A 19,087-nucleotide genomic window follows, 5' to 3' on the forward strand; every position below is an offset into this window, starting at 1 on the left:
TGACGTGTTACTCGGGACCGGCACGATAGATCAGGCGTTCGTCGCAAGGCGCGATGCGCAGGATGTTGGTGGACCCCTGCACGTTGAAGGGCACGCCGGCGATCACGACCACCTGGTCCTCCTGCCGGGCAAAGCCTGCCTCGCGCGCGATCTGCACCGCGCACAGCACCGCGCCCTTGAAGCGTTCCTGCGGTTCCACCACCACGCAATGCGCGCCCCAGGTCAGGCACAGCCGCCGTGCCGTGCCGCCGAGCGGCGTCAGCGCGATGATCGGCACGCGCGGGCGTTCGCGTGCGACCAGCGACACGGTGTTGCCCGACTGGGTGAAGCAGCAGATGGCGCGGATGTCGGTGGTTTCCGCGATCTCGCGCGCGGCGGCGACGATGGCGTCGGCGACGGTGGAGCGGTTGGCGCGGCGGCTCGATTCGATGACCTCGCGATAGGTCGGGTCGCGTTCGACCTCCTGCGCGACGTTGTTCATGGTGCGCACGGCCTCCACCGGGTATTGCCCGGCGGCGCTTTCGGCCGACAGCATCACCGCATCGGCGCCCTCATAGATTGCCGTTGCCACGTCCGACACCTCTGCCCGCGTGGGCACGGGCGATTCGATCATGCTTTCCAGCATCTGTGTCGCCACGATCACCGGCTTTGCCGCCGCGCGGCAGCGGCGCACCAGCCGCTTCTGGATCGGCGGCACGGCATGGACCGGCAGTTCCACCCCCAGATCGCCCCGCGCCACCATCACGCCGTCGGATACCTTGAGGATCTCGTCGAACGCCTTCACCGCCGCCGGTTTCTCGATCTTCGACATCACCGCCGCCCGGCCCCGGGCCAGCGCGCGGGCCTCTTCCACATCCTCGGGCCGCTGGACGAAGGACAGCGCCAGCCATTCCACCCCCAGATCGCAGACGAATTCCAGATCGCGCCGGTCCTTTTCCGACAGCGCGGCCAGCGGCAGCACCACGTCGGGCACGTTCACGCCCTTGCGGTTGGAAATCGTGCCGCCCACGGCCACGGTGCAATCGGCGAAATCGGGGCCGCAATCATCCACCCGCAGGCGGATCTTGCCGTCGTTGACCAGCAGGTCCGCCCCCGGTTCCAGCGCGGCGAAAATCTCGGGGTGCGGCAGGCAGACGCGCGCCGCCCCGCCTTCGGCCGGGTCGAGGTCGAGCCGGAAGCGCGCGCCCTCGGCCAGTTCCACCGGGCCGTCGGCAAAGGTGCCCACGCGCAGCTTGGGGCCCTGAAGGTCGGCGAGGATGGCGATGGGGCGGCCGCATTCGGCCTCCACCGCGCGGATGATGGCGTGGCGGGCGGCGATGTCGTCATGGGTGCCGTGGCTCATGTTCAGGCGGAACACGTCGGCGCCTGCCTCGAACAGCGCGCGGATCGTGGCGTGGTCGGACGAAGCCGGGCCGAGCGTCGCGACGATCTTGATGTTGCGCATGCGTCTCATCGGCCGGTGTCCTTTCCTGTGCGCCCCTTTGCGGGCCTTTCCGGGTTATCGCGGAATTCCCGGGCCGCGGCAACTGGCGCCGGGCCGCGGGCAAGGCTATGGGGGTCTTGCAACGGCAGGGTGGCAGGCAGATGACAACACTTCCTTACCGGATCGAGGGCGAGGCGCGCCCGGGCCGCTGGCTGGTGACATGCGATCATGCGACGAACCGGGTGCCGGCGGATGTGGGCGGGGGCGATCTGGGGATCGGGGCCGCCGACATGGCCCGCCACATCGCCTATGACGTGGGCGCGGCGGGGCTTGCATCGGCGCTGGCGGAACGGCTGGACAGCCCCGCGATCCTGTCGGATTTCAGCCGTCTGGTGATTGACCCGAACCGGGGCGAGGACGACCCGACGCTGGTGATGAAGCTTTACGACGGCACCATCATCCCCGCCAACCGCGATGTGGACGGGGCAGAGGTCGAACGGCGTCTGGAAACCCTCTACCGCCCCTATCACGCGGCGCTGGCGCGGCTGGCGGCGCGGCGGGCGGATGTGGTGATCCTCGCCGTGCATTCCTTCACCCCCTGCCTGCGCGGTCGCCCGCCCCGGCCCTGGCATGTCGGCGTGCTGCATGCCGACGACATGCGGCTGTCGGGGCCCCTGCTGGCGCTGCTGCGGGCCGAACCCGACCTGTGCGTGGGCGACAACGAACCCTACGGCGGCCATCTGCCCGGCGATTCCATCGACCGCCACGCGCTGGCCCCGGGCCGGCAGAACACGCTGGTCGAGGTGCGGAACGACCTGATCGCCACCCCCGACGCGCAGGCGGCATGGGCCGCGCGGCTGGCCCCCATGCTTGACGCCGCGCTGACAGCGGCCGAAGCTTGAGCGCAGGAGGACCCGCCATGGACGACACCACCCGCACCGAGATCGAGGCCGCGACCTTCCGTGCGCTGATGCATCACCTGCTGGACAAGCGGCCCGATGTGCAGAACATCGACCTGATGAACATGGCCGGCTTTTGCCGCAACTGCCTGTCGCGCTGGTATCAGGAGGCCGCGGCGGAACGCGGCATCGCGCTGTCCAAGGACGAGGCCCGCGCCATCGTCTACGGCATGCCCTACGAGGACTGGCGCGCCCGCCACCAGACCGAATCGACCCCCGAACAGCAGGCCGCCTTTGCCGAGGCGTTCCGCCGCAATGTGGGCGATGCGGGCTGACCGGCAACAATCCGGCCCTGCGCGGCATCCGGGTTGCGCGGGCGGAAACGGAATGTGGCCGATTCTTGACAGGATGGGGGCGAAAACGGCACCTCCATGGCAGGCTGCGTCGCGGCGGGCTGGACAACGGGCTTGAACGGACCGGGCATTGTGAACGTAGAGAGTGACCTGCACCGAAAACTGGCCGAGGCCGCGGCGAAGGGCGGCCCCCGTTTCGACTTCAGCGGGCTGGACCGGCTGTTCACGCTTTCCGCCCCCCTGCCGCAGCACAGCACCCGCCCGGCCGATCTGCCCCGCGCGGGCTGACGGCGCGCGGCCGAAATCCCATTCCAGCCCCCGGCCCCCTGCGCTATCCTGCCCCCAAAGGCGACGGAGGGGCCCATGCGCGCAGCGGATCAACTGACGGCTTTCGTACAGGCGGCGCTGGCCGCCGGGCGGGGGCGGGAAGAGATCGCCGCCGCCCTGACCGCCGCGGGGTGGAGCGCGCCGGAAATCGCCGCCGCTCTCGACGCCTGGCATGCCGCCCCCGGCCTGCCGCCGGTGCCGCGCCCGCGGCCCTATGTGTCGGCGGGCGAGGCGTTCTTCTACGCGCTGCTGTTCGCCAGCCTCGCCATGACCGCGTGGCATCTGGTCTCGCTCTTCCATGCGCTGATCGACATGTGGCTGCCCGACAACGGGCGCGAGGACTGGCGCTATTACGGCGCAAGTTCGTCGATCCGGTGGGCGGTGGCGGCGCTGGTGGTGTTCGGGCCGCTGTTCCTGTGGCTGCATGCCCGCGCCGCGCGGGCGCAGGCGGCGGATCCGGGGCGCGGGCGGTCGGTGGTGCGGCGATGGGTTGGGTATCTGGCGCTGTTTCTGGCGGCCTGCTCGCTGTTGGGCGACCTCATCGCGGTGGTCTATGCCTTCCTGTCGGGCGACCTGACGCTGCGCTTCCTGCTCAAGGCGCTGGTGGTGGCGGCGGTGGCCGGGGTGGTGCTGGCGCTGTTCCGCCGCGATGCGGAAGGGGATGCCCATGCGCGCTGACCGCCTGACGCTGTGGCTGTTCGTGGCGCTGCTGGCGGCGGCGGTGGTGTTGGGCCTGGTGGCGTCCGGGGGCCCCGGGACCGCGCGGGCCGAACGGCGCGACAGCGAGCGGATGATGAACCTGCGGGGGCTGGCGGGGCATGTGCAATGCGTCGCGAATGCCGCCGGGGGCCGCCTGCCCGAGGCGATCCACCCCGATCCGGCCTGCAATCAGGACATCGTGCTGAACGACCCCTTCGACGGCACGCCCTACCGTTACGAGCGCAGTTCGGACACCAGCTTTCGCCTCTGCGCCGGGTTCGAACGGCCGCAGGTGCTGCGCCCCAACCGGGATTTCGAGGCGTCGAGCGGCTGCCTGGTCGTCGACTACAAACCCGCCACCCGCACGCCCTGACCTGTTCACAGGGCCGGGTTATCGAGGGGCGGTGCGGTCAGCGACCGCGCCAGATCCTCCAGCACGCGGTCGGCCTCTGCCGGGTCGAAATCGGTGCGGTACCGCTTGCGCACGCCGTGATCGGACAGCAGGTGATATTGCGACGGCGCGACCCCGTGGCGGGCGAGGCAATTGCGCACGCAGGCCAGCGCGCAACCGTCGATCGCCACGATCCGGCGGCCCGATGTCGCGACCCGCACCAGCCGGGGCACATCGCCGCCCACGCCCGCGATGCAGGACATTTCGGCCAGCCCCCGCCGGTCCAGCGAAACGGCAAGGTAGTTCGCCATCTGCGCCGCGCTGGAACAGCCCGAACAGGAATAGACGAGGGGAAGCTCGGCGCGGGTGGACATGGCGGCCTCGGCGTCTGGAAAGGGGCAGGATGCGGGGCGCAGCATGGCAACCGCAGCCTTCGGGGCCAAGGCACGAATCGTCGCAGCCACTCGCGCCTTGCCCGGTGCGGGCGGGCGGGAAGAACGAGGCGCCCTCGGCCACGCGATGGCGCGCGCGCCCGTGACGGGGAGGTTGGATCGACATTCAGCCCGCCGCCGCGCCGGGTGGGGTCAGGAAACGCACTGCGTTTCCCCCGCCTGTTGCGCGGCGGTGCCACTGGAAACCCTGACGCCTCAGACCCGAGAGGCCAGCGCCTGCCCCGGCGGGCGCTGGCCGGGGGCTTTGGGCCCCCGGCCGGGGCAGCGGTAGAGGGCATCGCTATGGCGAAGGCATGCGCCTTCGCCAGATAGAGCGCGGGTGAAACTCGATCCGCGTTCATGGGGCCGGGTTCTCCCGCAGCGCAAGACGCAGGCGGAGGGCGGGAAGGTTTTGCCGGAAAGAGTCCCGGGGCGAAGGGGCGACCCGTTCCCGGGGGATGCGGGTCATGCAGGCGGGGGCCTGCCCCGGCATTCCCGCCTCGGTGATGCCTGCGGCGGGCGATCCGGGGGGCTTGTCCCTGCGGCAGGGGCTGACATAGTGGCGGGTGCGGCGCTTCCTGCGCCTGTCCGAAACCCGCCGATACCGCAGAAAGCCCGATGTCCCATCCCCCCAACGCCCTTTCACCCGCAAGCACGGGGGCGCGGCAATGAGCGCCGCCCCCGCCCCCCCGGCCCCGTTCCTCATCCGCGCGCTGCTGCTGGCCGGGGTCTGGCTGATCTACCTCGTCTTCGGCCTGACGGCGGCGAGCCTTGCGCCGCTGGTCCCCCCGATCGCGGCCGAACTGGGCGTGGGCAATGGCGCGATGGGGCTGATCCTCGGCGCCTGGCCGCTGACCTATATCGCCGCCGCCCTGCCCGGGGGGGCGATGCTGGACCGGATCGGGGCGCGGTGGGGCCTTCTGATCGCGGTGGCGGTGATGGCGGCCTCGGCCTTTCTGCGCGGGGTGGTGGACACGCCGCTGCAACTGGCGCTGGCCGTGGCGCTGTTCGGGGTGGGCGGGCCGCTGATCTCTGTCGGTGCGCCCAAGCTGATCGCGCAGCTTTACGCGGGCCGTGCGCGCGGCACGGCGATGGGGATCTATGTCACCGGCCCCTATCTGGGCGGCATCCTGGCGCTGAGCCTGACGAACAGCGTTTTCCTGCCGCTGGCGGGGGGCGACTGGCGCGGGGTGATGGCGCTGCATGGCGGGCTGATCCTGGCGGCGGGGCTGGTCTGGGTCGTGATCGCCACGCTGCCCGCCGCCCGGCCGCTGACCGGACCCGCGGGCAAGAGCGGCAAGTTCGACCCCGCGGCCTTCCGCGATGTCGTGCGTTCGCGCGAGGTGCAGACGATCCTTGCGGTGGCCATCGGGATCTTCGCCGTCAACCATGCGCTGAACAACTGGCTGCCCACCGTGTTGCAGGCGCGGGGGCTGAGCGCGGCTGCGGCGGGCTATTGGGCCGCGATCCCGACGGCGGTGGGCATCCTCGGTGCGCTGACGGTGCCGCGGTTCGCCACGCCCGACCGGCAGGTGGGCATCATGGCGGGGCTGTTCGTGTCGATGCTGTGCGCGACGCTGCTGCTGCAACTGGTGCCGGGGCCGCTGCTGGTCGCGGGGCTGGTGCTGCAGGGCATCGCGCGGGGCACGATGATGACGGTGGCGATCATGCTGCTGATGGAATCGCGCGACGTGCCCAAGGAACGGCTGGGGCTGGCCGGGGGGCTTTTCTTCACCACGGCGGAAATCGGCGGGGTGATGGGGCCGGCGGCGTTCGGGCTGGTGTCGGACCTGTCGGGCGGCTTCGTGGTGCCGCTGGTGCTGCTGAGCGTGCTCTGTGCGCTGATGCTGGCGCTTGTGGGGCAACTGGCGCGGCTGCGCCCGCGGCTGGCGGCGGCGGGCTGAGGCCCGCCGCGCCCCTGCCTTACACGGCGGCCTTGCGGCTTTCGTCCAGATAGATCTCGCGCAGGCGGGTGGCCACCGGGCCGGGCGCGCCCGTGCCCACCTTGGCGCCGTCGATTTCCACCACCGGCATCACGAAGGCCGAGGCAGAGGTGAAGAACGCCTCGTCCGCCGCCTTGGCCTCGTCGACGGTGAAGGGGCGTTCCTCGACCGTCAGCTGCGCCTCTGCGGCATAGCGCAGCAGGGCGGCGCGGGTGATGCCGTGCAGGATGTCGTTCGACAGCGGCCGGGTGACGATGCGCCCGCCCTTGACGATATAGACGTTGTTCGACGTGCCCTCGGTCACGAAACCGTCCTCGACCAGCCAGGCGTCGTCCACGCCGGCGGCCTTGGCCATCATCTTGCCCATCGAGGGGTAGAGAAGCTGCACCGTCTTGATGTCGCGCCGGCCCCACCGGATGTCGGGGATGGAAATCACCTTCATCCCCGCCTTCGCCGCCGGATTGTCGGCCAGCCCCGGCTTCGACTGGGTGAACAGGACCACCGTGGGTTTCGTCACCGCAGGGTCGGGAAAGGCGAAATCGCGGTCGCCGGGGTTGCCGCGCGTGACCTGAAGGTAGACCATCCCCTCGGTCAGGGCGTTGCGGGCCACCAGTTCGCGGTGCACGGCCAGCCATTCCTCGGCGCCCATCGGGTTTTCGATCCCCAGTTCGGCCAGCGACCGCGCCAGCCGCTGCGTGTGACCCGCGAAATCCACCAGCTTGCCGTCCAGAACGCTCGTCACCTCATAGACGCCATCGGCCATCAGAAAGCCGCGGTCGAAGACCGACACCCGCGCCTCTGCTTCGGGCAGGTATTCGCCATTCACATAGACGATGCGGGTCATGGGCCGTCTCCTTCGGTGGGGCCGGTCAGCCCCATAGCGCGGGCTCCGGCGGGTGGACCTCGCCCGCGTCGTAGCGCAGGGGGTGCGGGCGGTCTTGTGCCAACAGAAGCGGGCCGTCAAGATCCGTCACCGCCGCCTCTTGCGCGACCAGCAGGGCGGGCGCCATCGACAGGCTGGTGGCGACCATGCAGCCGACCATCACCCCGAACCCCGCCGCATGCGCCGCCGCCCGCAGCGCCAGCGCCTCTGTCAGCCCGCCGGCCTTGTCGAGCTTGATGTTCACCATGTCGTACCGCCCGGCCAGCGCGGGCAGGCTGGCGCGGTCATGGCAGCTTTCGTCGGCGCAGACCGGCACCGGGCGCGGCAGCCCTTCCAGCGCCGCATCGGCACCCGCGGGCAGCGGCTGTTCCACCAGCGCGACGCCGAGCCGGGCCAGATGCGGGGCGAGGTCGGCATAGATTTCCGCCGTCCAGCCCTCGTTCGCATCCACGATGATGCGCGATTGCGGCGCACCCGCGCGCACCGCCTCCAGCCGGGGCATGTCGTCGGGGGTGCCCAGCTTGATCTTCAGCAGCGGCCGCCGCGCCTGCCGTTCCGCCGCCGCCCGCATCGCCGCGGGCGTGTCGAGCGACAGGGTAAAGGCCGTCAGCACCGGGTGCGGCGCGGGCAGGCCGGCCAGGTCCCACACCCGGCGGTTGGTCTGTTTCGCCTCCAGATCCCACAGCGCGCAGTCCACCGCATTGCGCGCGGCGCCCGGCGGCAACAGGTGCTGCAACGCCGCGCGGCCGACGTCCCCCGGCAGGCCCGCGATCTGCGCCGCCACGCTGTCCATCGTCTCGCCATAGCGCGCATAGGGCACGCATTCGCCGCGCCCCCGGTGGCCGTCGCGCGTGATGGTGACGGTCAGCACCTCGGCCACGCTGCGGGAACCCCGGCTGATGGTGAAGACCCGGGCAAGCGGAAAGCGATCGTGCGAAAGCGTGATCATCGGTCAGTAAAGCGGAAAGGTGGGTATCAGCCCGTATCCCTTGATCATCTCGAACGCGTCGGCAAGCGGGATGAGCGCGAGAAAGACCAGCGCATCCTGAAGATTGACCCGCAGGGTGCGTACGTTGAAGGTTACGCTTTCCTCGGTGCGGAACAGGGCGGGATTGGGCAGGATGCGGGGAACGCGGGCGGCGTAGTCGCCATAGGCGTCGCCGAATTCCGCCCGCAGGAATGCCTCCTCCTTCGCGGCGGTGATCGAGAGGATGGCGAAGATCAGCCCGGTCAGCACCACCGTCAGCACGACCGAGCCGAGCATCAGCCCGAAGCCCGCCACGCCGATGGTCGAGAAAAGATAAAGCGGGTGGCGCACCATGGAATAGGGGCCGTCCTGCATGACCACCTTGTTCTTGCGCGACCCGATATAGAGAATCGACCAGAACCGCCCCAGAACGGCGACGATGATCAGCGCGATCCCCGCGACCTCCATCATCTCGAAAATCCAATGCGTCTCCATCCACACGGATTTCGAGAAGATCACGAAGGGCAGGGCGATCAGGAACGCGATCCGCAGCGCGGCGATGCGGATCTTCTGGTTCACGGGTCGGGTGGCGGACAGGGCGGACATCGCTCGCTTCCTTGCTGGACGGGTCGCTTCAGATGGAGTCCGCGCCGCGCCGGCTGTCAAGCGCCACGCTGCGGTGCAAAACCGGCTTGAACCTTTCTGCGCAACAGAATAACGAATTGGATGACCATCCTGAAATATCATTGCGAGTCTGCCATGAGCTTCCGCCTTCAACCCCCTGCGCCCGCCCGTCCCAACCGCTGCCAGCTGTTCGGGCCCGGATCGCGCCCGGCGCTGTTCGAGAAGATGGCGGCGAGTGCTGCGGATGTGATCAACCTCGACCTGGAGGATTCGGTGGCGCCCGGCGACAAGGATCAGGCGCGCGCCAACATCATCAAGGCCACGCATGAGGTGGACTGGGGCAACAAATACCTGTCGATCCGCATCAACGGGCTGGATACGCCGTGGTGGTACCGCGACGTGGTGGACCTGCTGGAACAGGGGTCGGACCGTATCGACCAGATCATGATCCCCAAGGTGGGCTGCGCGGCCGATGTCTATGCCGTGGACGCGCTGGTGACGGCGGTCGAGGCCGCGAAGGGGCGGGCGAAGCGCATCAGCCTCGAGGTCATCATCGAATCCGCCGCCGGCATCGCGCATGTCGAGGAAATCGCGGCCTCCAGCCCCCGGTTGCAGGCGATGAGCCTTGGCGCTGCCGATTTCGCCGCCTCGATGGGGATGGCGACGACCGGCATCGGCGGCACGCAGGAAAACTATTACATGCTGCATCAGGGCGCGAAACACTGGTCCGACCCCTGGCACTGGGCGCAGGCCGCCATCGTCGCCGCCTGCCGCACCCACGGCATCCTGCCGGTCGACGGCCCCTTCGGCGATTTCAGCGACGATGAGGGTTTCCGCGCACAGGCGCTGCGGTCGGCCACGCTCGGCATGGTCGGCAAATGGGCGATCCACCCCAAGCAGGTCGCCCTGGCGAACGAGGTCTTTACCCCCTCTGCCGCCGCCGTCACCGAAGCGCGCGAGATCCTGGCCGCGATGGAGGAGGCGAAGGCCGCCGGTCAGGGTGCCGCCACCTACAAGGGCCGGCTGATCGACATCGCCTCGATGCGGCAGGCAGAGGTCATCGTGCGTCAGGCGGAACTGATCGGCGGCTAGGGATGCCCCGCGGCGGGGGGAAGAGGAGGCCGCCCGCCGCATCGAAAGGGGGCGCGCGCCCCGGACGGATCGTCCGGGGCGTTGCCGTTGCGGGAACACCGCGGCGCAGCGCGGCGTTGCAAATCCGGGGCCGGATAGGCATATAGACCCGACGCCAGAGCGGAGAACCGGATGCAGTACCTCGAATTCGAGAAGCCCCTCGCCGAGATCGAAGGCAAGGCCGAGGAACTCCGGGCCATGGCGCGGTCCAACGCGGGGATGGATGTCGAACGCGAGGCCGCGGCGCTGGACCGCAAGGCCGAACTGATGCTCAAGGACCTCTACAAGGACCTGAGCGCCTGGCGCAAATGCCAGGTCGCCCGCCATCCCGAACGGCCGCACTGCAAGGACTACATCGAGGCGCTGTTCACCGAATACACCCCCCTTGCCGGTGATCGGAACTTTGCCGATGACCATGCGGTGATGGGCGGGCTGGCGCGGTTCAATGACCAGCCGGTGGTGGTGATCGGGCAGGAAAAGGGCCACGACACCAAGTCGCGGATCGAGCGGAATTTCGGCATGGCCCGCCCCGAAGGTTATCGCAAGGCGATCCGGCTGATGGATCTGGCGCATCGCTTTGGCCTGCCGGTGATCACGCTGGTCGACACCCCCGGCGCCTATCCGGGCAAGGGCGCCGAAGAACGCGGCCAGGCCGAGGCGATTGCGCGGTCGACCCAGAAATGCCTTGAAATCGGGGTGCCGCTGGTGTCGGTCATCATCGGCGAGGGCGGATCGGGCGGGGCGGTGGCCTTTGCCACGGCGAACCGTGTCGCGATGCTGGAACATTCCGTCTATTCCGTCATCACCCCCGAGGGCTGCGCGTCGATCCTGTGGAAGGACGCCGAAAAGATGCGCGAAGCCGCCGAGGCCCTGCGCCTGACGGCGCAGGATCTGCTCAAGCTTGGGGTGATCGACCGTATCGTCAAGGAACCGCTTGGCGGTGCGCAGCGCGACCCGGCGGCCGCGGTCGAGGCCGTGGGCAAGGCGATCGAGGCGATGCTGAAGGATCTTGCCGGCAAGACGCCCGAGGCGCTGGTCAAGGATCGCCGGCAGAAATTCCTCGGGATGGGCAGCAAGGGCCTGGCGGCGTGATCCGGCGCTGACCCCGGCAGCGGGGTTGGCGAACGTGGCGGTGTTTCCCTTTTGCCCTGCGCACGAGGTCATGGATTGCCCGATCTCCTGAAGACGGTTCTTCGCCGCGGCGTCGCCTTTGCGACGGGTGCCGGTGTGGCCTTGGCCGGGGTCTGGGCCCTCCGCGCCTTTAACGGACCGGACGAGGCCACGCTGCTGCATGGACTGCTGCGCGATCATTGCCTGCCATGGGTCACCGACGCGGTGACGCCCTTTGCCGATGTCGGCCAGCCGGTCTCACCCGCCGAAATGATGCTGATCGATGACCCGATGCGCAAGTGGAGCATCGGCGCGCGGCGCATCGCCGACGGCCGGTTCGAGGCCGCCTGGGGTGCAACCACCGACTCCTGGGTGCCAAGCCGGCTCTGCCTGATAACGGCCGCGGAAACCGACGGTTTTGCCGTGCCGCCGGGGTCGCTGGTGACTGGCCTGACCGAGGCGCTGGCCGGCACCGGCCTGAAACCCGAGAACCCTGCCCCGGTCGATGGCCCGACCGTGATCGGCTGGGTGCGCGACGGCGATCTGCCCTACACGGGGCTGCGCCTTGTCATCGTTGCCGCGCCGGGCCGAATCCTTTCTGCGCAGATGGTGGACGATCAGGACTGAGGGCGGATCGTCATTCCGCCTTCGACCATCAGCCGGTCCGATGCGGTCTCTATGCGGTGCTCGATCTCGGCCATGAAGCGGTCGACCGGCATTCCCGGCGCGATGCCCGGCAGGAATTCCATCACCGCAAGGCCCGGTTTGCGCAGGATCCCGTGACGGGGCCAGAACACGCCGACGTTCGTGGCGGCGGGCACGCAGGTCTGGCCCAGTTGCGCGTAAAGATGGCCGGTGCCGATCTTGTAGGGGCGCCGCGCGCCCGCGGCGACGCGGGTGCCCTGGGGATAGATGATCAGCTGCCCGGGCAGTGTCGCACCCTTTGCGACGCCCTCCATCATCATCTTGATCGCCATCGCGCGCCGGCCGCGGTCCACCGGAACGCAGCCGATGCGCAATGCGTACCAGCCCAGGATCGGGGCCCAGACAAGTTCCTTCTTCATGATGAACTTGGGCCGGGGCACCACCGAACAGATGAGGATGATGTCGAAAAAGCTCTGGTGCTTGGCGGCGATGATGACCTCGTCCTGCGGAACGGGGCCGCGGATTTCGGATCGCAGCCCCACCAGCCAGTGCGCCAGAAACCGCACCGTGCGGCAGTAGGCGTGAACGGCGGCAAAGGCGCCGCGCCTGTCGAAGACGGCCCAGGGGGTGAAGAAAACGGCGTAAAGCGCCATCGTGGCATACATCAGCACGATGAAAATGGCCGAGCGGACATATTGCAGCGCCAGAAACATCACTGGAACTCCCGCAGCTTGGCCAACGCCGCGGCCCGCGTGGCACCAAATGCGACCCCGGCCGCCGCAAACGGCAGCACCAGCGGCCAGAGCCAGCCCCATCCGTGGAAGCCGAGCCCGGTCAGGAACCCGCCCGCCGCATCGGCCGACGGCAGAAGCGCCACCGCCAGCATCCCCGCCAGCGCCCCCGCCAGCGCCCCCGCGAAGGCGCGCAGGGTAAAGCGGCGCACGAAGGCGCGGGCGATGAAGGCGTCGCGCGCGCCCACCAGCCGCAACACCCGGATCACCTGCGCGTTCGAGGCCAGCGCCGCATTGGCCGCCAGCGTGATCATCGCCGCCATCGTCGTGCCGATCAGGATCATCGACACCGTGCCGATCAGCCGCAGCCGCCCCGCCGCCACCGCCAGCGGGCGGCGCCAGCGGGTGTGATCGTCCAGCACCGCGCCCGGGGCCTCTGCCGCCAGCCGCAGGCGCAGCCCCTCGGCGTCATAGCCGCCGTCGCCTTCCGTCACCTCGATCAGCCGGGGCAGGGCGAGGCTTTCGATCGGCAGGTCGGGGCCGAACCAGGGTTCCAGCAGCGCGCGCTGTTCGACATCCGACAGCGCGCGGGCGCGGGCCACGCCCGGGGTCGTCGCCAGCAGGTCCAGCACCGCGCGGGTCTGCGCCTCCATCTGTTCGCCCGGGGCCGAGATGCGGATGGTGGCGGTGCGGCTCAGCGCCTCAGACCAGCGGTCGGCGAGCCGGCCCGACGCCATCGACAGCGCCAGCGCAAAGACCGCCAGAAAGGCCATCGCCCCGGCGGTGAAGCTGGTCAGCCATGCGGTATGGCCCGAGGGCGGCACCACCCGGTCGGCGGGGGTGTCGGTGGTGCGCAGGCGGTCCATCAGGTTCACAGGTCCGCCCCCGCCAGTTGCACCCGCCGGTTCTGGATCCGCAGCACCCGGGCCGACACCTGCGCCTTGGCGGCGCGGATCAGGTTCATGTCATGGGTCGCCACGATCACCGTCTTGCCCATGCGGTTGAGTTCCACCAGCAGCGTCAGCAGGCGCAGCGACATGTCCCAGTCGAGGTTGCCGGTGGGTTCGTCCGCGATGATCAGCTGCGGCGACATGATCACCGCCCGGGCCACCGCCGCGCGCTGGCGTTCGCCCCCCGACAGTTGCGGCGGCAGCGCGTCGGCCATGGGGCGCAGCCCGACCCAGGCCAGCAGGTCCGACAGGTCGGCCACATCCGGTTCGCGCCCCGCCACGGTCAGCGGCAGCGCGACATTGGCCGCGATCGGCAGATGGTCGAGGAACTGGCAGTCCTGATGCACCACCCCGATCTCGCGGCGCAGTTCCGCCACCCCGTCGCGGTCGAGCCCGCGCACCTCGTGGTCGAACAGCGTCAGGCGGCCGGAACTGGGCAGCAGTTCGGCGTAGCAGAGCTTGAGGAAGGTGGTCTTGCCCGCCCCCGAAGGCCCGGTCAGGAAGTGGAACGACCCCGGTGCAAGATGCAGCGAGATGCCCGACAGCAGTTCGCCCCCGCCGTAGCTGTAGCCCACGTTTTCGAATGCGATCACGGCGGTCTCCGAATCTCCGGCGCGCATTCTGGCCAAAGGCGGGGGCGGATTCAATCGGGCGCGGCAGGCGGCGACACAAAGACTTGGAGAATGCGGGGCGAATTGTTACAAGATCAGGTGTGGGGTCTGCCTCGCCGCAGCGGGGCGCAGGATGGTAACGGTATGCGGCTGATCTGCCCGAATTGCGATGCGCATTACGAAGTCGACGACAGCGCCATCCCGGCGCAGGGTCGCGATGTGCAATGTTCGAACTGCGGGCATGGCTGGTATCAGTATCCCCCGGGGGCCGAACCGCGCGACGAGGATGCCGAATGGGCCGAGGCGGAATGGGACCGCGACGACCTGCCCCCCGCCCCGCCGCCCGCAGCCGAAGGCGAGCCGGAACCCGCGCCGGTGCGCCGCGCGCTGGATGAAAGCCTGCTGGCCGTGCTGCGCGAAGAGGCGGAGCGCGAATCCGAGGCCCGCCGGGCAGAGGCCGAACGCGCCGGTGCCCGGGGTCTGGAAATCCAGCCCGATCTGGGCCTGCCCCCCGCCGCACCCCCGCCGCGCGCGACCATCGACGATGCGGATATCGCGGTGTCGGCGGCGCTGGATGCGGCGATGGCTGCCGGGGGCGGGGCGGTTCCGGCCGAGGATCCCGCCCATCCGCGCCCGGCCGCGGCGGTGCGCAGCCCGGCACGGCGCGACCTGCTGCCGGATATCGAACAGATCAATTCCACCCTGCGCGCCAGTTCCGAACCCCGCCCGGCGGGTGACGGCGCGGCGGGGGCGGCGATGCGCCTGCCCGAAACCCAGGCAGAGGCGCGCAGCGGGTTCCGCAGCGGCTTTCTGATCGTGGTGCTGATCGCGGTGCTGCTGGCGGTGCTTTACGTGACCGCACCGCGCATCGCCGCCACGGTGCCGGCGGTGGCCAGGCCGCTGGCGGCCTATGTGGGCGCGGTGGATCAGGGCCGGGCGGCGGTGCGGCGGCTGGTGGCGCCGATCGAGGCGCCGCGGGCGGAATAGGGCCGGATAGTCTTTCACCCCTACCGTGTGGCTGGCGAAGGCGCGTGCCTTCGCCAGCGCGACCCCGGTACCACTGCCCCAGCCAGGAGCGGGGCGGGCGCTGGCCTGGCCTTTGCGCATGTGATCGCGGATTTTCACGGCACCCGCGCGCGACGGGCGCGGAAGCGCAGTGCGTTTCCTGCCCCGCCCTCAGAACCGGTCCAGCAGGCGGCGGAGGTAATCCAGTTCCTCCTCGGGCCGGGTGCGTTCGCCCGAACGGCGGCGAAGCTCGTCCAGCAGGTCCTCGGCCCGGCGGTGCGGGTTTTCGCCGCCCAGCATGTTCTCGTCCGTGCCGATGCGGCCGGATTCGCCCGCGCGGCGGCCCAGGGGATCGCGCGGCCCCGCCGGGTCGGCATTGCCGAAATCCTGCCCCGGCTGGCCGGGCTGGCCCTGCTGATCCTCTGCCAGCGCCTGATTGAATTCGCGCATGCCCTCGCGCAGGGCCTCCAGCGCCTCTGCCTGACGGTCGAGCGCGCCGGGCAGGTCGCCCTGGCGCAGCGATTCCTCGGCCTCTTCCATCGCGCGGCCCGCGCGGTCGAGGGCGCGCCGGCCCGCATCGCCGCGGTCGCTGCCCTCGCCCGGCAGCCGGCCCTGATCGAGGCCCCGCAGCCGGTCGCGCAGCGCGCGCTGGCGGTCGGCCAGATCGCCGGGGTCCGCACCCTCGCCTTCGCCCTCGCCGGGCTGGCCGTTGAAATCCTCCTGCAGGTCGCGGAACGCCTCGTCCGACAGGCCCTGCTGGTCGCGCAGGGTTTCCTGAAGGTCGCGCATCGCCTGGTTGCCCTGGCCCTGGCCCTGCCCGCCGGGGCCCTGCGTCACCTGCATGTTTTCCATCAGGCGGCGCAGCATCTCCATCAGTTCGGCGGCCTCGGCCATGCGGCCTTCCTCCATCAGCTGCTGGAGCCGGTCGAGCATCTGCTGCAACTGGTCGCCGGTCATCTGCATGCCCTGCATGTCCTGCGACAGTTGGGAATCGGGGTTGCGTTCGGCCTCTTGCGCCAGCTGGCGCATGTAGTTGTCCAGCGCCTCGCGGAATTCGCGCATCAGGTCGGCGATCTCGTCCTCTGACGCGCCGTTCTTCATCGCCTCGTCCAGCCGGTCCTGCGCGCGCTTCAGCCGTTCCAGCGCGGATGCCAGATCGCCTTCCTCGACCAGCAGGGCGATGTCCCACAGCACCTCGGCGATCTCGTCGCGCACCTCGGGGGCGAGCACCGGGTCGGAGGCGGCCTCCAGCCGGCGCAGCGCCACGCGCAGGCGCAGGAAGGCGCGTTCGTTGCGGATGAAGCCTTCGGGCCGGTTGGTGACGGCGCGCAGGATCTGGGCGGTGCGCCGGGCGTTGGCGGCGGTCCACAGCAGGTCGCGCCGGGCCTCGATGATGGCGGCGGCCAGCGGGTCGAAAAAGCGGCGGCCGGGCAGGGTGGCGGACAGGGGGTCGGCCATGCCGGTCTGGGTCTGCGCGTCCTCGGCCATCAGGCGGATGGTGACGGGCAGGTTGGCGAAGGGGTGTTTGGACACGTCGTCCGACAGGGTTTCGGTGAAATCCCGCCGGTCGCCGCGGAAGGGGAGAGGCAGGTCGAGCACCAGCGGCGCGCGCGGTTCGGGGTCCGCCGCGAGCCCATAGCGGCGGTCCACCGCGGCCAGATCGAGCGCGATTTCCGCCCGGCCCCCGGTCACGCCGTAATCGTCGCGGGCGGTGAAGCCCTGCCGCAATTCCCCCCGAGGCCCGCGATGGGCCACGCCTTCGGGGGCGATGTCGGGGGGGGTGTCGGGCAGCAGGGCGATGTCCCATGCGCGGCCGCCGGGGCCGTCGATCTCGATCCGCCCGGGGCGGGTCACGTCGAACTCTGCCGCTGAGGTGGCAGGGGTATCCGTGGCGGCGGGGGCGGGGGGCGACACGGTTTCGGTCAGGTCGAACGCCCCCGGCGCGCCGTAGAAACGCAGCATCACCCGGCTGCCCTGCGGCAGGTGCAGGCCGCCCGCCGCGACTTCATTGAGGTAGAGCGTCGGTTGCCCTGTATAGGCGGGGGGCTGGATCCAGCCTTCCCATGCGGGCCCGCCGGCCAGCGCGGGGCCCGCGCCCGGGGCCAGCGCCGTGACCGCCGCCACCCGGCCCCAGACCCCGAACAGCGCCGCCATCGCCAGCGCCGTCAGCGCGACATAGCGCAGCGCGAAAGGGTCGGCCCGGGCCAGCCGCAGGTCGGGTGCGGGGGCGCGGGCCTGCGCCGCGCGGGCGGCCATGCGGTCCACATGTGCCTGCCAGACGGCGGCCGATGCCGCATCGCCCGCGCCGATCGCCTGCCGGTCGGCCATCGCCGCCAGCGGCCGGCCCGGCAGCGTGGCATCGAGCCGCGCGCGCGCCTCTGCCGCCCGGGGCCAGCGGAACCGCCACGCCCCGCGCGCCGCCAGCACCAGCACCACCAGCCCCGCCGCGCCGAACACCGCCGTTCCCGCCTGCGGCGACAGCGCATCCTGCGCGCCGAAGGCCAGCGCCGCCAGCGCCGCCACCGCCACCGTCCATGCCGGCCAGAAGGCGCGCGCCAGCCGTTCCGCCACCATGCCCGCACGCGTCAACGCCAGCGCACGGCGCAGGCGGGCAGGCGGACGGATATGGGACGTGTCAGCGGTCATGCGGCCTTCCCCTAAGGGCGGGCTGCCGGGTCACAGCCACTCCGGGATCGTATCGCGCCCGAGGATTTCGTCAAACGTCGGCCGTGCCCGTATGACGGCGAAGTGATCGCCCTGCACCAGCACCTCGGGCACCAGCGGGCGGGTGTTGTATTCGCTGGCCATCACCGCGCCATAGGCCCCCGCGCTGCGGAAGGCGACCAGATCGCCCTCGGCCAGCAGCGGCAGTTCGCGCGCGCGGGCGAAGGTGTCGCCGGTTTCGCAGACCGGGCCCACCACGTCGAAGGGCTGCGTCGGGCCGCCGGGGGCGCCCTCGATCACCGGCACGATGTCGTGATGCGCCTCGTACATCGCCGGGCGCACCAGATCGTTCATGGCGGCGTCGAGGATCAGGAAATCCCGTCCCTCGCCGTTCTTCACATAGATCACCCCGGCGACCAGCAGCCCGGCATTGCCGGAAATCAGCCGCCCCGGCTCGATCTCGATCTCGCAGTCCAGATCGCCGAGCACGCGGTGGATCATCGCGCCATAGTCGGTGGGCAGCGGCGGCGCCTCGTTGCCGCGGGTATAGGGGATCCCCAGACCCCCGCCGAGGTCGAGCCGCCGGATGTCGTGCCCTTCGGCGCGCAGGGCGAGCGTGGTTTCGCGCAGCTTGGTGAAGGCGGCCTCGAACGGGGCGAGGTCGGTCAGCTGGCTGCCGATATGCACGTCGATGCCGACGGCGCGCAGGCCGGGCAGGCGGGCGATTTCGGCATAGACCTCGGATGCGCGGGCGATGGGGATGCCGAACTTGTTTTCCGACTTGCCGGTGGCGATCTTGGCGTGGGTTTTCGCGTCCACGTCCGGGTTGACCCGCACGGTGACGGGGGCGGTGACGCCCATCGCGGCCGCGACTTCGGACAGGGCGCGCATTTCGGGTTCGGATTCGATGTTGAACTGCCGGATCCCGCCTTCCAGCGCCAGCCGCATTTCCGCCCGCGTCTTGCCGACGCCGGAAAAGACGATGCGGTCGCCCGGTACACCCGCGGCCCTGGCGCGCAGGTATTCGCCGCCCGAGACCACATCCATCCCCGCGCCGAGATCGCCCAGAAGCTTCAGCACCGCGACGTTGGACAGCGACTTGATGGCGAAGCAGACAAGATGGGGCAGGGGCGACAGCGCCTCGGTGAACAGGCGGTAATGGCGCGTCAGCGTGGCGGCGGAATAGACGTAGAAGGGCGTACCCACCACCGCCGCGATGTCGGGGATGGCCACGTCCTCGGCATGCAGGATACCGCCCCGGTACAGGAAATGATCCATCACGCGCCCCTTTCGCTGCGGT

General features: G+C 70.3%; 20 protein-coding genes. 10 read left to right on the forward strand and 10 right to left on the reverse strand.

Annotated features, from left to right (window positions below; translation table 11 throughout):
- Positions 1-7 precede the first annotated feature (7 nt).
- Positions 8-1,453: a pyruvate kinase gene (gene pyk, locus RGD00_RS12510; RefSeq protein WP_310457668.1), complete on the reverse strand. Its 1,446-nt coding sequence runs from the start codon at positions 1,451-1,453 to the stop codon at positions 8-10.
- A gap of 131 nt (positions 1,454-1,584) precedes the next feature.
- Here pyk and RGD00_RS12515 point away from each other — a divergent pair, with 131 nt between their 5' ends.
- The 5 genes from RGD00_RS12515 to RGD00_RS12535 all read left to right on the forward strand — a co-directional run bounded on the left by RGD00_RS12515 (position 1,585) and on the right by RGD00_RS12535 (position 4,074).
- Complete coding sequence (locus tag RGD00_RS12515) at positions 1,585-2,325, forward strand: N-formylglutamate amidohydrolase (protein ID WP_310457669.1); 741 nt, start codon at positions 1,585-1,587, stop codon at positions 2,323-2,325.
- A 17-nt stretch (positions 2,326-2,342) separates the two neighbouring features.
- A complete protein-coding gene (locus RGD00_RS12520; RefSeq protein ID WP_310457670.1) occupies positions 2,343-2,657 on the forward strand; it encodes a DUF1244 domain-containing protein in 315 nt (104 codons plus the stop codon).
- A gap of 150 nt (positions 2,658-2,807) precedes the next feature.
- Positions 2,808-2,963 carry a hypothetical protein gene (locus RGD00_RS12525; protein ID WP_310457671.1) on the forward strand — a complete coding sequence of 52 codons (156 nt, stop codon included), beginning with the start codon at positions 2,808-2,810 and terminating at the stop codon, positions 2,961-2,963.
- Between the two features lie 75 nt (positions 2,964-3,038).
- Positions 3,039-3,680: a DUF5671 domain-containing protein gene (locus RGD00_RS12530; protein WP_310457672.1), complete on the forward strand. Its 642-nt coding sequence runs from the start codon at positions 3,039-3,041 to the stop codon at positions 3,678-3,680.
- A complete protein-coding gene (locus RGD00_RS12535; RefSeq protein WP_310457673.1) occupies positions 3,670-4,074 on the forward strand; it encodes a hypothetical protein in 405 nt (134 codons plus the stop codon). The genes RGD00_RS12530 and RGD00_RS12535 overlap by 11 nt, the downstream gene beginning before the upstream one ends.
- 5 nt (positions 4,075-4,079) lie before the next feature.
- On the opposite strand, the gene RGD00_RS12540 is transcribed toward RGD00_RS12535, so the two are convergent.
- On the reverse strand, positions 4,080-4,511 hold the full coding sequence (locus RGD00_RS12540; RefSeq protein ID WP_310457674.1) for a putative zinc-binding protein: 432 nt from the start codon (positions 4,509-4,511) through the stop codon (positions 4,080-4,082).
- A 680-nt stretch (positions 4,512-5,191) separates the two neighbouring features.
- Between RGD00_RS12540 and RGD00_RS12545 the strand changes: the two genes are divergently transcribed.
- Positions 5,192-6,427, forward strand: coding sequence for an MFS transporter (locus tag RGD00_RS12545; protein WP_310457675.1), 1,236 nt, complete (start codon positions 5,192-5,194; stop codon positions 6,425-6,427).
- 19 nt (positions 6,428-6,446) lie between these two features.
- On the opposite strand, the gene RGD00_RS12550 is transcribed toward RGD00_RS12545, so the two are convergent.
- From RGD00_RS12550 to RGD00_RS12560, 3 genes are read right to left on the reverse strand one after another with little or no spacing between them, the layout of a single operon-like run.
- On the reverse strand, positions 6,447-7,310 hold the full coding sequence (locus RGD00_RS12550) for a D-amino-acid transaminase (protein ID WP_310457676.1): 864 nt from the start codon (positions 7,308-7,310) through the stop codon (positions 6,447-6,449).
- A 25-nt stretch (positions 7,311-7,335) separates the two neighbouring features.
- Positions 7,336-8,298: an N-acetyl-D-Glu racemase DgcA gene (gene dgcA / locus RGD00_RS12555; protein WP_310457677.1), complete on the reverse strand. Its 963-nt coding sequence runs from the start codon at positions 8,296-8,298 to the stop codon at positions 7,336-7,338.
- 3 nt (positions 8,299-8,301) lie between these two features.
- Positions 8,302-8,922, reverse strand: a complete 621-nt coding sequence (locus tag RGD00_RS12560) for a methyltransferase family protein (protein ID WP_310457678.1) — start codon at positions 8,920-8,922, stop codon at positions 8,302-8,304.
- A 153-nt stretch (positions 8,923-9,075) separates the two neighbouring features.
- Here RGD00_RS12560 and RGD00_RS12565 point away from each other — a divergent pair, with 153 nt between their 5' ends.
- The 3 genes from RGD00_RS12565 (at position 9,076) to RGD00_RS12575 (ending at position 11,808) form a co-directional block, all read left to right on the forward strand.
- On the forward strand, positions 9,076-10,032 hold the full coding sequence (locus RGD00_RS12565; protein ID WP_310457679.1) for an L-malyl-CoA/beta-methylmalyl-CoA lyase: 957 nt from the start codon (positions 9,076-9,078) through the stop codon (positions 10,030-10,032).
- A gap of 171 nt (positions 10,033-10,203) precedes the next feature.
- Positions 10,204-11,163 (forward strand): acetyl-CoA carboxylase carboxyltransferase subunit alpha, encoded by a 960-nt coding sequence (locus tag RGD00_RS12570; RefSeq protein ID WP_310457680.1) that lies wholly within the window; start codon positions 10,204-10,206, stop codon positions 11,161-11,163.
- A gap of 75 nt (positions 11,164-11,238) precedes the next feature.
- A complete protein-coding gene (locus RGD00_RS12575) occupies positions 11,239-11,808 on the forward strand; it encodes a hypothetical protein (RefSeq protein ID WP_310457681.1) in 570 nt (189 codons plus the stop codon).
- On the opposite strand, the gene RGD00_RS12580 is transcribed toward RGD00_RS12575, so the two are convergent.
- Genes RGD00_RS12580 through RGD00_RS12590 form a run of 3 tightly spaced genes read right to left on the reverse strand, consistent with a single transcriptional unit; the run spans position 11,799 to position 14,100 of the window.
- On the reverse strand, positions 11,799-12,539 hold the full coding sequence (locus RGD00_RS12580) for a lysophospholipid acyltransferase family protein (protein ID WP_310457682.1): 741 nt from the start codon (positions 12,537-12,539) through the stop codon (positions 11,799-11,801). The two genes, RGD00_RS12575 and RGD00_RS12580, sit on opposite strands and share 10 nt — an antisense overlap.
- Positions 12,539-13,423: a cell division protein FtsX gene (locus RGD00_RS12585; RefSeq protein ID WP_310457706.1), complete on the reverse strand. Its 885-nt coding sequence runs from the start codon at positions 13,421-13,423 to the stop codon at positions 12,539-12,541. Before RGD00_RS12585 ends, RGD00_RS12580 begins: the two co-directional genes overlap by 1 nt.
- A gap of 5 nt (positions 13,424-13,428) precedes the next feature.
- On the reverse strand, positions 13,429-14,100 hold the full coding sequence (locus tag RGD00_RS12590) for a cell division ATP-binding protein FtsE (protein WP_310457683.1): 672 nt from the start codon (positions 14,098-14,100) through the stop codon (positions 13,429-13,431).
- Between the two features lie 162 nt (positions 14,101-14,262).
- Between RGD00_RS12590 and RGD00_RS12595 the strand changes: the two genes are divergently transcribed.
- Positions 14,263-15,105 carry a zinc-ribbon domain-containing protein gene (locus tag RGD00_RS12595; protein ID WP_310457684.1) on the forward strand — a complete coding sequence of 281 codons (843 nt, stop codon included), beginning with the start codon at positions 14,263-14,265 and terminating at the stop codon, positions 15,103-15,105.
- Between the two features lie 189 nt (positions 15,106-15,294).
- Here RGD00_RS12595 and RGD00_RS12600 read toward each other — a convergent pair whose 3' ends face one another.
- Together RGD00_RS12600 and lysA are read right to left on the reverse strand one after the other, a co-directional pair.
- On the reverse strand, positions 15,295-17,769 hold the full coding sequence (locus tag RGD00_RS12600; protein ID WP_310457685.1) for a DUF4175 domain-containing protein: 2,475 nt from the start codon (positions 17,767-17,769) through the stop codon (positions 15,295-15,297).
- 30 nt (positions 17,770-17,799) lie between these two features.
- The gene (gene lysA / locus RGD00_RS12605) at positions 17,800-19,065 is read right to left on the reverse strand and encodes a diaminopimelate decarboxylase (RefSeq protein WP_310457686.1); all 1,266 of its coding nucleotides are present in this window, start codon (positions 19,063-19,065) and stop codon (positions 17,800-17,802) included.
- Positions 19,066-19,087 lie beyond the last annotated feature (22 nt).

Source organism: Ruixingdingia sedimenti, assembly GCF_031432425.1.
Classification (GTDB): domain Bacteria; phylum Pseudomonadota; class Alphaproteobacteria; order Rhodobacterales; family Rhodobacteraceae; genus Ruixingdingia; species Ruixingdingia sedimenti.